The organism is Halalkalibacter oceani, from assembly GCF_023715605.1.
Classification (GTDB): Bacteria; Bacillota; Bacilli; order Bacillales; family Bacillaceae_D; genus Halalkalibacter; species Halalkalibacter oceani.
In genome coordinates, this window is record NZ_JAMBOL010000010.1 from 114,795 (window position 1) to 126,946 (window position 12,152).

Consider the following 12,152-nt stretch of genomic DNA (forward strand, 5'->3'; position numbering starts at 1 on the left):
AGACTGGTGCGGAGCCTTTGCCCTTGAAACCGCTCAAAAACCTCGCTGGAATTTTATTAATTCTATCTTTTAAAAAAGGATTTTCATACCTAATTCCGATACGAAAATCCTCTTGTTGCCTTTATTAGTCTTGCTATAGCTTTTCTACATGCCTAAATCCTTAAACGTTGCCATTTCTCGCATCATGCGGGATGCAGCTTCGACGATCGGATAGGCGAGCGCCGCTCCGGTGCCTTCTCCGAGACGCAGATCAAGCTGAAGCAACGGCTTGATCTGTAAATAATCGGTAACAATGCGGTGGCCATCTTCAACAGATTGGTGAGCGATCATTAAATAAGGATGGACTTCCGGCTCCAGCTTGGCGGCGGCAAGCGCCGCGGCCGAGGAAATAAAGCCGTCGATCAGAACGGGCACCCGCCGGGCCGCTCCTTCAAGTATCACACCGGCAAGCGTCGCGATTTCCAGTCCGCCGACTTTCGCCAAAATAGAGAGCGGCGGGGTTTGCGACGTAATGCCACGGTTCGTGAGCGCTCTTTCGATAATCGCGATTTTCTGCTGCTTCGTCTCCTGATTAATGCCGGTGCCAAATCCGACGACATCGGCGACCTTCGCACCCGTAATCGCCGCGGTCAGCGCGCTCGAAGCCGATGTATTGCCGATCCCCATCTCACCGGTAATTAAAAGGCGATGCCCTTTTTCAATTTGTGCAACAGCCAACTGGCGTCCGATTTCCACTGCCGAGGCTGCTTCCTCCTCCGTCATCGCATCCTCAAGCAGGAAATTCCCCGTGCCATAACGGATTTTATGATGGGCAATCGGCTGGCTGCCGAGCTCATAATTGACGCCGACATCGGCTACGGTAACCGCTGCGCCGATTTGACGGGCGAACACATTGATCGCCGCTCCCCCTTTCACAAAATTATCAATCATCAGCGCCGTTACTTCCTGCGGATACGCCGACACTCCTTCGTTTACGATCCCGTGGTCGGCCGCTGCGACGATAATCGCCGGTTTTTCGATCACAGGTTGTACCTCGCCGGTAATCCCGGCCAGCTGCACGGCCAGCTCTTCTACCCGGCCAAGGCTGCCAAGCGGCTTTGTCAGCTGGTCGAGATGTGCTTTTGCCTGCTCGATTATTGCTAGATCAAATGGTTGAATCGTCATCGTATCTTCCTCTTTTCAATTGTTTCTTATCGCTTCTTCCAGCAGCAATGTGAAAGAACGCTCCCGTTCAGGCTGGCGGAGGAATTCTTCAGCAGCCGCCTGTTGTAAGAGCTGTTTTCGCATTGCCGCCGGAAGCTGGCTGGAGAGCACCCGCTGGCGGACATCCTCCAAAAAAGCTAAATCCTGTTCACTATCCTCGGGGAGAGTCGCAACCAGCCTCTGTTTGATCCGCCTTGCATAGGTTGGACTGATTCCGCTTGTCGACACGGTAATCAGCAGCTTTCCTTTTTTCACTGTTAATGGAAAGGTAAAATCACTTAAAGCCGGGTCCGTGGCGACATACACCCATTGAGAGGGCCGACGGTTTCGATAGAGCGCTTGATGAAGGGAATGGTCATCGCTCGTCAGCAGCAGCAGGTCGGATGAAAAGCTTTCTTCAGCGGTTACCGTTCTTTCCATCCATGTAACCTCGCTTTGTTCGAGATAGCCAGTCAACTCCGGATTAAGACGCGGCGATATCATGACCACGCTTGACACTCCGGCTGCCAGTAATTTCGGCAGATGCCGTGCTGCGACTTTTCCCGCGCCGACAACGGTCACACTTTTTCCTGCTAGATTGATCATCACCGGCAGCTCGTTCATTGTTGCAGCCACCGCCTGTTCAGATTATCAGCCGAAAACGGCTCGGCCTCCAGCGCTTCTTGAACACGCTCGGCCAGCACATCAACCAGTCGGTCGTCAAAGCCAAGATAGTCACAAAGAATAAAGGACTTTTCCGTCTTTTTCGACCACTGCGCAAGCTGCTTTTCCAGCGTTTCCATCAACACGCCGGTAAATAGCAGATAAGGGATGACGTAGACCGTTTCATTCGGCAGGCGGGTAACACGAGCAAGCCCTTCTTCGACATTCGGGTGCGTCGCCGCCATAAAGCACACTTCCACGTCTGTTACCGGCGTATACTCCCACACGAGCCTCGCAATCTTCATCAAATCGCTCGTCGCATCCGGATCACTGCTGCCCCTGCCGACAAGCAAGAGCGAGACCGGCTGCCGTTCTTCATAGTTCGGCCGCGCTTCTGTCAAACTCATTCCGGCTTTTTTTAGGCGTGCTTTCATAATTTCAATCATCGTCGCCTCAATTCCCATCGGCCGGCCATATGTAAAGCCCACATCCGGATAACGCGCCCGCTGGCGTTCGATTTCCTGCGGAATATCAACTTTGGCGTGCATCGCGGTTAATAAAAGAACAGGAACAACGGCAATCCTCGTCGCTCCCTGCTTTATACAGGCCCGCACTCCCTCCGTGATATCCGGCTCAGCCAGCTCCAAAAAACAGCATTCCTGAATGGCGACTTCCGGATGAGCGGCTTTTGCTTTTTCGACAAAATTACGTAACTCTTCATTCCCTGCCTGCACACGGCTTCCATGTCCGATATAAAGAATCGCCTGCATCTTACACCCTTCCTTTTGCAAAGTGAGCCTTCATTACTGCCTCGCTCAAAGCTTCCCTCGTCGGCTCCTGTAACGTTTCCCTGATCTCATATCCTAACCGGCGCGCTTCGTTTGCCGAAGCCGGCCCGAAGCAGATCACCGCCGCCCGCGAAGAGAGGCTTGCCGGCGTTTCTGAGCAAACTTTGATTTCTTCCGTCACGACGCGAACCGCCTCCGCGCTTGGGAAAACAATCGTATCGAGCCGATCCTCCTCCAGTAAGCGCCGGCACGTCATATGCGATTGAGCGACGACGGTTTCACGGTGGGAGCGGCAAAATTGATAGCTTCCGTAATCGGGGAGCTGTCTCTTCTCAACCCTCTCGTCACCAATGACTAGCCGCTTTCCCTGCTGGTGGCGAGTAAGCTTAGTTACAGGATAAGCGAGACAGGTGTAACTTTCAATTGCTTTCACCGACTTTCCTGAAGCCCCGTACAAGTCAGCCGTTAATGAACGAATATCAATTCGCAGCTCCTTCAGCTTCGCAAAGAACCAGTTGACACTCGCCGGCGAATGAAAGATGATCTCCTGAAACTCTGCGAATGAAGGAACAGGAGCCGTTTCCCAGATCGTTTGAAAACGAGGGTATTCAAACACCGTCGCCCCAAGCTCGGTTAGCCCGGCGGCGATTTCGCTTTTCCCGCTGCCGGTTCGCGCAAACAGAAGATGCGTACCGAAGAGGGGCTGCCGTTCAAACCAGCTCTCCTTCGTCCGCAGCTTGGCGACATCGCCGATTAAGGTGATCGCCGGATTGGAAAAACCGACGCGGCTTGCTTCCGCTGAAATCGTCGCGATCGTCCCTTCAAGGACCTTCTGCTTTCCAAGCGTCCCCCATTGAATGAGCAGCACCGGCGTTTGTCCGGGTTTCCCATGCGCCAGCAGCTGCTCGCAAATATAAGGCAGGTTTTTCACTCCCATATAAAAGGCGATGGTATCAATCGTCGCCAGCCCGCGCCAATCGAGCAACGGCCGACCGTTGTCCGATTTATCATGGCCGGTGACCATCGCGAACGATGCGCCATGATCGCGGTGGGTAACCGGAACCCCGACATATGTTGCTGCGCCAATTCCCGCCGTAATACCGGGAACAATTTCATAACGGATACCGGCCTGCTCCAACGCCTGCGCTTCCTCTCCGACCCGGCCGAATACACTTGGATCTCCTCCCTTTAAGCGAACGACCCGTTTTCCAGCCTGACTGTATGCGACAAGCAGCTCATTAATCGACTCCTGGCGAAGAAGGTGGCGATCAGGCAGCTTGCCGCAATAGACAAGCTCAGCTTCTGGCTTAGCCAGTTCAAGCAAGAGCGGATTGACTAAACGGTCATACAGAATGACGTCCGCTTCTTTAATGACCTGTTCCCCTTTTAGCGTCAGAAGCCTTACATCTCCCGGTCCTGCTCCGACTAAAAACACATAGCCTTTTTGCTCTCCCATCCCGATTCCTCTTTTCTGTATCCCGACTTTTTTTATAAGTTTTATCAAGTATAATACAACATCTGGATAATCACAATACAGGAATTCAACAAAAATCACCTCCTAAAAAAAATGTAAGATTATCTAACATGAACGGACACTTCTTTACACTCAATGTGATATGATATTGCAAAAGGTCCGAACATTCCAACGAGAAAAACAGCATATGGCGGGGGTGGTGACAATGTCCTACAAAGATAAAAAAGTAATTACGATTGGGATGGTAAGTGAGTTAACCGGACTGTCTGAGCGTAAGATCCGATACTACGAGGAGCGAAAATTAATTTATCCCGAGCGTTCCAAAGGCGGAACGAGAAAATACTCTTTCCTTGATGTTGAAAGACTCGTTGATATTGCGAATAAGATGGAAGATGGCATGCAGACATTTGAAATTAGACGAATGGAACAAAAACAGTTGCAGAAGCAGGAAGTACGGGAAAGAATGTTGCGTGGTCAGTTGAATGCCGCGTTCAACATGCGAAAATAACATACGCTTAGAGAGGGTGCCGTAAAAGTGTCGACTTTTACGGCACCCTCTCTTTTTGCCGGCGCGTCAAAAGGAAATACAATCCATTTGGCGCGCCCTTACTTTTTCGCTCATAGAAAAAAGTCTCCTATGGCAAACTAGACAAAAGATCAAGAAATGAGGGACTTATGAAATGCCACGTTTGATACAGGTTACCTTGCTCTTGTTTGCTGTATTGACCATCTACTGTGCACCTTTGCCGCTTTCCGCCGCAGAACAGAACCAGGTTGCAATCATTATTGATGATTTTGGCGGGGATGTGAAGGGAGTTGACGATTTTCTGACAGGAGACATTCCGATCACAGCGGCGATTATGCCGTTTCAGCCCTTTTCCACAGAGCAGGCGGAGCGGGCTCATCAAGCCGGCCTCGAGGTGATTATTCATATGCCGATGGAGCCGAAAAGAGGAAAAGCTTCCTGGCTCGGTCCAAAAGCGATCACCAGTCAATTATCTGATGATGAAATTCGCGCCCGTGTCCGCGAGTCGATCGCCGATGTTCCCCATGCAAAAGGAATCAACAATCATATGGGTTCTAAAGTTGTCGAAAATGAACACATTGTCAAAGTCATTCTGGAAGAAGTGAAAGCCCACAATTTGTATGTGATTGACAGTGGGACAAGCCCTCGTTCAATGATTCCAAAAGTAGCCGAGGAACTGGGAATCCCGTATGCGACGCGGCATATTTTTCTCGATGATACATTGTCTTCACGCGCTCATGTTCACAAGCAGATGACCTCGCTTTTGAAGGTGGTGGAAAAGCAGCATAAGGCGATCGGCATCGGCCATGTTGGCATAAAAGGAAACGAAACATTTGCCGGCATCAGCCATGCCCTTCCGATCTTTAAAGAAAAAAGAGTCGACATTGTCCCGGCCTCCCACCTGCTTGATTCACCGATTGATAAAGATTATCAATTTTTTTGGCAAGCGAAATGGAAGGAGGAATAAGCAGATGGCAAATCAAGTTCAAGACAAGCCTTTGATCTGGTCCTTTGCCGCTAACGACCAGACGAAGGTGACGCTGCGCCCCGTTGTGAAAGGCGACGCCAGTGCGATTATCGCTTCAGCCGCCGGAATTGTGTCCCAAGGCACCTATCTTCAAAAGGAACGTGTCCACACCCTTGCCGAAGAGGAAGCCTTTATTGAACAAATTGATCGAAAAGACAATATGTACATCGTCGTTGAGATTGGCGGAGCGGTGCAGGGAGTCGCCCGCGTTTTGCGGGGGGAACTGGCGATGAAGCGCCATACAGGTCTCTATCGGATGTGGCTCGACGACAGCGCTCAAGGGAAAGGGATTGGCAAAAAAGTGTTGGACTATACACTTGCCTGGTGCCGCCAGCACCGGCTTCATAAGCTTTGCCTGACTGTGTTTTCCACCAATGAAGTTGCCAGGCGGTTATATGAAAAAAGCGGCTTTGTTACGGAAGGCGTGCAGAAGGACCAAGTATGGCTTGAAGACCATTTTGCTGATGAAATGTTTATGGCCTATTTTTTTGACGAAAGCTCCACTACTTTTAAATAAATCACCAAGAAAGGATGACAACAAGAATGATGTGGAGAATGGCAAAAACTGTACTTATCGTTGGAGTGATTGGACTTGGTCTGGCGATTATCGGCAGAACGCTGATTACCGATAATCAATACTCGATTCAAACAAAGGATATCCCGCAAACGCTAGAAAACTCAGCGATGGACAAGCTGATGGCGGAAGATTTAGCGATGACCACCTCGCTCTTTTTAAAGCAGCTGTCCGCACAAATGCAGCGCTGGGCGGATTCCAGTCAAAAGGATGAACTACCGGAAAAATTTACAGAGGAAATTAACGAGCATCCCCACTTCCATGGCTTTGCGATTTTAGATGAGAAAGAAGTAGAGGTCGAGGTTGGCGAGGTGGAGCGTTTTGACACCTCGAAGCTGACGCATACTCATATGCACAGCCAATTTTCTGATCCTTATTCCGTTGACGGCAAACAGTATATGCTAATGGGGGAAAAGCTAGAGGATGGACGGACGGTGCTTGGTGAAATTGATCTCACCTTCGTCCAGCAGTTCGTTAAGGATTTGGCCTTTGTCGCCGATGCGAATGGCAGCTTTTTCGTTTCCGGAGCCGACCCTGATATCGGCTGGAAAACGACAGACGACATGCCGGAGAACCTGCAGGCAGAAATCGTCCCCGAACTGGGCTGGCAAATCGTTGTCCAGTCCGATAATCAAAAGCCTGAACATTTGCAGCATACTTATCATGAAAATCAAGCCGTCATTAAATTCAAACGGCCTCTGGCAGCGGCAGACTGGTTTGCCGCCCAGGAAAATTTAATCGTCAAAGAAAACCATGATCCTTTCTATGTCGTCGAATCCCCAACTGAATCGACCGAGGGATTAATCGGCCGGCTTCGGCGGGAATATGACTTAGAAATCGCTGAACCGAATTATATTTTCTCAAAGCAAAACCTTCTGCTTTCGACTGTGCCGAAGGAGGAGGAACCGACAAAGCCGAGACAGCGGGTCACAGCCGAGGGCGCCGTGCCGAATGATGAATTTTTCCAGCCTTATCAATGGAATCTGAATCAAATTTATGCCGGCCAAGGGTGGAATCTGTCGGGCGGCGAGGATGTTACGATTGCCGTTCTCGATACCGGCGTTGACCCGAACCATCTTGATTTAAAAGATAAACTTTTACCTGGCTTCAATGCCTTTGATGAAAGTGACGATGTGTCCGACAGCCACGGTCATGGGACACATGTCGCCGGAATTGCCGCGGCTCTCACGAACAACGTAACCGGAATTGCCGGCGTTTCGTGGAAAAGCCAGGTCCTCCCTGTGAAAGTGTTGAATGAAAAAGGAGAGGGTTCCTCGTTCGAGGTCGCGAAAGGCATTTATTGGGCGGTTGATCACGGGGCCGATGTGATCAATATGAGCCTCGGGGACTATTATGACTCCGATGCACTGCATGACGCGATTCGCTACGCTTATGAACATGACGTCGTCTTAATCACGGCTTCAGGAAATGACAATGTGGAAGACCCGATGTATCCATCGCGCTACGATGAAGTGCTGACTGTAGCGGCGGTTGATGATACGCGAAACAGAGCCTTCTTCTCAAATTACGGTCAGCACGTCGATGTCGCTGCGCCCGGGGAGCATATTCCAAGCCTGTTTCCGGACAACAACTATACGGTCATGTCAGGAACGTCGATGGCAGCGCCGCACGTCGCCGGACTGGCCGGTCTCATCCGCGCCTTACGTCCGGACCTGACGAACCAGGAAGTGTATGACGTCATCACCTCCACCGCGGAAGATCTCGGCACCGCAGGCCATGACCCTTATTACGGCTTCGGGGAAATCAATATCGTCGCAGCGCTGGAGTCGATTTCATAAGAAAAGCGCCACAGGCGTTTTTCTTACAAGCAATGTGCGAAGCCGCTACATTGTTTCAAGTCCATCTCCAAGTGGTGTTCTTGGTGACGGACGCGTAGCGAGCGTAGCCATTGCCCTCCTTGAATGAGCTTTCCAACTTCCCGGCTGGCTATGGAGGCAGCCGGCATGTTATAAAGAAAAGCGCCACAAGCGTTTTTGGAAATCGCTGCTGTGTTGAAGCGTTATCCCTTTGCTTGAGTAAAAACTTACCTTTCTACTATCTAACATTAGCAAGGGCTCCGTTCTGCGCCAATCCCCAACCGAAGAAACCCGCTTCGGTTGGGGATTTTAAAAGAAGCGCAGACTTCGCCCCCTGCTTCGAGCTTAAGAAACTACCTTTGACAACATTGGCAATCGCTCCGCGCGCTGCCCGTCTGTTAGGAGAAAAACTGCTCCTAATAGACTTCAAACCCTTGCAGCGGCTCCGCTAATTGCTTATAAGGTTGTGCCCGTTTGGGCACAACCTTATACCATAAACGCGGCTGTTTTGCGTAGTGGTTTTTTTTCAAGTAAGGTTATTTCACCGATCTCCGGGAGTTTGAGGAAGCTTTTTTCGACTTCCTGTTCAGCGGCGGTAAAGGCCGCTTCTTCGGAGTCAGCGGCGACGATCACTGTCACGCTTTTTTCTGCGAGGTCGACTTCGAATTTATAAAGGTACCGCATCAGGAAGCCACACCGAGAATTTCATCGAGCGCGTTTTGCAGCGCTTCGTGACCGACCCGTTGGTAAAAATCAAAGAACACCTCATTCGGTTCCTTATTTTCTTCGAAATAGCGCAAAAGTGAGGTTAACGCGGGCGCCAACTCTTCTGCCTCGACCTTTCCCTTCAGCTTATTGTTGAATTGCGCATGCTCTGTATCCAAAGTTCCGCCGACGTAAAACTCAAACGCCTCCACCATCTGTTTATCCTTCGTTTTCATCTTTACCCCTTGGAGACCGATATCGGCAATTTGCCGTTGCCCGCACGCATTCGGACAGCCGATCATATGAATCCGGACAGGAACATCGACCGAAATATGCTCATCCAAATATTCCGCTACGCGCCGCATCCGCTCTTTCGTCTCAACAAGCGCCAGGTTGCAATATTCAATTCCGGTACAGGAGACGGAATAGCCGATAAAATGCTTTGGCTCAAGCTTAATCCGCTCAAACAACGGCTCCGCCAACAGCTCTTCCACTTTCTCGTTTGCAACATTTGGAATGATGATATTTTGCGAATTGCATGTGCGAATTTCACCATTTCCATATGTTTTCGCAATCCGGGCCAGCTCAAACCACTCCGCCGAGTTCATTCTTCCGACCGGAACATTAAAGCCGACATAGCTTAAACCAGCCTGCTTTTGCGGATGAACGCCATAGAAATAGCCGCCATTCCATTTCTCAAGCTTGCACGTCCCCTTTGACGGCAGCTCTCCTGTATATTCGAGCAGCTTCTCTTTAAAGCGGTCGACGCCCCAGTCGGCCACGAGAAACTTCAGACGCGCCCGATGACGCTTTTCCCGGTAGCCGTAATCGCGGTAAATCGTCGTAATCGCGATCGCCACTTCCTTCACCCGCTCCGGCCGGACAAACACATCAAGCTCTTCAGCCAAATAAGGCTTTGCTGACAGGCCGCCGCCGACCTTGACATGGAAGCCGACGACTTCCTCGCCATCCACTTCCTTCACAGCCGGTGTAAAGGCGACGCAGTTAATCCGGTCGTGCCCGGCGTTATGAATATTAGCTGAAATCGACATTTTAAATTTACGCGGTAAGTTGGAAAACTCCGGATTGCGCTGGAAATACCAGTAAACATCCTCGACAATCTGGCGCGTATCAAGCAGCTCATTCGGGTCGATCCCAGCGAGCGGATTGCCGACAATCGTCCGCGGGATATCGCCGCAAGCCCCGACCGATGATAAACCGACCGATTCGAGACGCTTGAAAATATCCGGCATTTGCTCAATCTGAAGCCAGTGATATTGAATCGCCTGGCGTGTCGTAATATCAATCACATCGCGCCCATAATCTCTCCCGATTCCGGCAATCACTTCGGCCTGCTCATTTGTGATGACGCCGCTCGGAATGTTGACGCGCATCATGAAATAACCGTCTTCCTTCGGCTTCTGCAAATAAAGACCTGCCCATTTAAACAGACTCCAGTCTTCTTTCGGAATCGATTCAAATCCCTCTTTCGCATAGCGCTCGATATCCTGTAAAATTTCAAGGCCGTCCTTTTCCAGCTTGCGCAGCTCATCTTTATTCAACTTATCAGGCTCGTTTGCCCAAATCTTTTCGTATGCCATCGCTATCGCCTCCTTAGATGATCGCTCTCTTTTTCAAATAATCCACTATTTCGTCGACGGACTGCTCAACCGTTTTTTTATCGGAATCAATAATCAGCTCCGGTGCTTCCGGTTCCTCATAAGGTGAGCTGATTCCGGTGAAAAACGGGATCTCCCCTGCGCGCGCCTTCTCGTAAAGTCCTTTCGGATCACGTGCTTCACACTCTTCAAGCGAGCAGCGCACATAAATTTCAATAAACTCGCCTTCTTCAACGAGCGCGCGAACCTGTCGGCGATCGTCCCTGAACGGCGAAATGAAGGCCGTACAAACAATCGTACCCGCATCGACAAACAGCTTGGCAACCTCGCCAATTCTGCGGATGTTTTCCTTTCGGTCCTCCTCGCTAAAGCCAAGTCCCTTATTCAACCCGTGACGAATATTATCGCCGTCTAACACATAGCTGCGTGTTCCTTGCTCAAACAGCTTCTTCTCCAAAGCGTTGGCGAGCGTCGACTTTCCCGCGCCTGATAAGCCGGTAAACCACAGGATCGCGCTTTTATGACCGGTCTGCTCCCAGCGCTCTTCCTTGCTTACCGCTGCCTCGTGCCAGACAAGTTGTACCTCTTTCGATTGAGTCATCTTTTTCCCTCCAGCTCGTTCTCTATCTTTTAGATTCCTGCCCCATCATCATATGTCGTTCTTCGTTCCTGCTGAACCGATTTGTAAAGGCTGTAGGTTCCCACTGTCGCGATGAAAACGCTGAGCAGCATAAACAGCGAATAGTAATCACTCTTCCTGAACAGTAAAACAAGTAAGTATGACAAAACGAGTGAAAAAACCGGGGAAACGACCCACACCTTGATAATTTGTTTGAGAATATTTTTCTGCCAGAGACGGAAGCCTCTTTCTACCGTCCCCATTCCGATAATCGCTGAAGTCGTAACCTGCGTCAGCGGGACGGGCAGGCCGAAGATCGAGGCGATGATGACAAGCGTGCCGCCAATCCCGGAAACCGCGCTTCCCTGAAGGAGGCTGAGGCTTGTGATTCGTTTGCCGTTCGTTTCAAGCACTTTCCCCCCGAGTACGATCGCTCCAAGCGCGACAAAAGCGCCTCCCAGCAAAATTCCCTCCTGTATCCCGATCACGCCCGCTCCGACTAACGGGCCAATCGCGTTGGCGACATTATTCATTCCCGCCGCGAACGCCTCCATACAGCCGCTAATAATCAGCAAAATGACAAGCGGCTTGCGCCATCTTCCTTTCCCTTTCAAAAACGTATACTTCCGCTCTCCGGAACGGATCAATGTCCCGACGGCCAATGCCAGCGTAAACGCGACGACGGGAACGATCACCCAGAACATCACGATCACGAGCAGCGTTTCAAAATAAAGGGACTGATAGGCAATGCCAGCGCCGACAATCGCCCCGACAACGACCTCGCTTGTTGACAGTGGAATTCCGATTAAATTAGCGATAAAGAGCGAAAGACAGGCGGCGGTGAGAATAATGACGACAAGTTCAACATCGACAATCTCCGGGGAAATGATCCCACTGCCGATCGTTCGCACAACCTCTCCTCCTGCCAACGCCCCGCAAAAGGCAAATATTCCGACCAACAGCATGGCTACTCGTTTTCTTGGCAGCGCTCCACTGCCATAGGCGGGCCCCATAGCCGCTGCCGTGCCACTTGCCCCAATATTCATTGCAAAGAAACAAGCAATCACGATGGCTATGATGGAAAGCATCAGGCTCATCCCCTCTTTCTTGTAAATCAATCATTTCTGACGGACCAGCCTAATGGCAGTTTTTTTCGAT

General features: G+C 50.6%; 12 protein-coding genes. 4 read left to right on the forward strand and 8 right to left on the reverse strand.

Going from position 1 to position 12,152, the window contains the following annotated elements; translation table 11 throughout:
- Window positions 1–144 precede the first annotated feature (144 nt).
- Genes cobT through cobA form a run of 4 tightly spaced genes read right to left on the reverse strand, consistent with a single transcriptional unit; the run spans window position 145 to window position 4,089 of the window.
- Complete coding sequence (cobT, locus tag M3202_RS12515; protein WP_251223670.1) at window positions 145–1,164, reverse strand: nicotinate-nucleotide--dimethylbenzimidazole phosphoribosyltransferase; 1,020 nt, start codon at window positions 1,162–1,164, stop codon at window positions 145–147.
- 15 nt (window positions 1,165–1,179) lie between these two features.
- Window positions 1,180–1,806, reverse strand: a complete 627-nt coding sequence (locus M3202_RS12520; protein WP_251223671.1) for a precorrin-2 dehydrogenase/sirohydrochlorin ferrochelatase family protein — start codon at window positions 1,804–1,806, stop codon at window positions 1,180–1,182.
- The gene (locus M3202_RS12525; RefSeq protein WP_251223672.1) at window positions 1,803–2,615 is read right to left on the reverse strand and encodes a sirohydrochlorin chelatase; all 813 of its coding nucleotides are present in this window, start codon (window positions 2,613–2,615) and stop codon (window positions 1,803–1,805) included. The genes M3202_RS12520 and M3202_RS12525 overlap by 4 nt, the downstream gene beginning before the upstream one ends.
- A gap of 1 nt (window position 2,616) precedes the next feature.
- Window positions 2,617–4,089: a uroporphyrinogen-III C-methyltransferase gene (cobA, locus tag M3202_RS12530; RefSeq protein ID WP_251223673.1), complete on the reverse strand. Its 1,473-nt coding sequence runs from the start codon at window positions 4,087–4,089 to the stop codon at window positions 2,617–2,619.
- 223 nt (window positions 4,090–4,312) lie between these two features.
- Here cobA and M3202_RS12535 point away from each other — a divergent pair, with 223 nt between their 5' ends.
- The 4 genes from M3202_RS12535 (at window position 4,313) to M3202_RS12550 (ending at window position 8,033) form a co-directional block, all read left to right on the forward strand.
- Window positions 4,313–4,615, forward strand: a complete 303-nt coding sequence (locus M3202_RS12535) for a MerR family transcriptional regulator (protein ID WP_251223674.1) — start codon at window positions 4,313–4,315, stop codon at window positions 4,613–4,615.
- A 172-nt stretch (window positions 4,616–4,787) separates the two neighbouring features.
- On the forward strand, window positions 4,788–5,600 hold the full coding sequence (locus M3202_RS12540) for a divergent polysaccharide deacetylase family protein (protein WP_251223675.1): 813 nt from the start codon (window positions 4,788–4,790) through the stop codon (window positions 5,598–5,600).
- Window positions 5,601–5,604: 4 nt separating this feature from the next.
- The gene (locus M3202_RS12545) at window positions 5,605–6,177 is read left to right on the forward strand and encodes a GNAT family N-acetyltransferase (RefSeq protein ID WP_251223676.1); all 573 of its coding nucleotides are present in this window, start codon (window positions 5,605–5,607) and stop codon (window positions 6,175–6,177) included.
- Between the two features lie 26 nt (window positions 6,178–6,203).
- Complete coding sequence (locus tag M3202_RS12550) at window positions 6,204–8,033, forward strand: S8 family peptidase (protein ID WP_251223677.1); 1,830 nt, start codon at window positions 6,204–6,206, stop codon at window positions 8,031–8,033.
- Between the two features lie 504 nt (window positions 8,034–8,537).
- Here the strand turns inward: M3202_RS12550 and M3202_RS12555 are convergent.
- The 4 genes from M3202_RS12555 to cysP are packed head-to-tail and all read right to left on the reverse strand — an operon-like array spanning window position 8,538 to window position 12,082.
- On the reverse strand, window positions 8,538–8,735 hold the full coding sequence (locus tag M3202_RS12555) for a DUF3906 family protein (RefSeq protein WP_251223678.1): 198 nt from the start codon (window positions 8,733–8,735) through the stop codon (window positions 8,538–8,540).
- A complete protein-coding gene (locus tag M3202_RS12560) occupies window positions 8,735–10,357 on the reverse strand; it encodes a nitrite/sulfite reductase (RefSeq protein WP_251223679.1) in 1,623 nt (540 codons plus the stop codon). Before M3202_RS12560 ends, M3202_RS12555 begins: the two co-directional genes overlap by 1 nt.
- Window positions 10,358–10,370: 13 nt before the next feature.
- Entirely contained in the window at window positions 10,371–10,976 is a 606-nt protein-coding gene (cysC, locus tag M3202_RS12565; RefSeq protein WP_251223680.1) for an adenylyl-sulfate kinase, read from the reverse strand.
- A gap of 29 nt (window positions 10,977–11,005) precedes the next feature.
- Window positions 11,006–12,082, reverse strand: coding sequence for a sulfate permease (gene cysP, locus M3202_RS12570; RefSeq protein ID WP_251223681.1), 1,077 nt, complete (start codon window positions 12,080–12,082; stop codon window positions 11,006–11,008).
- Between the last annotated feature and the right edge of the window lie 70 nt (window positions 12,083–12,152).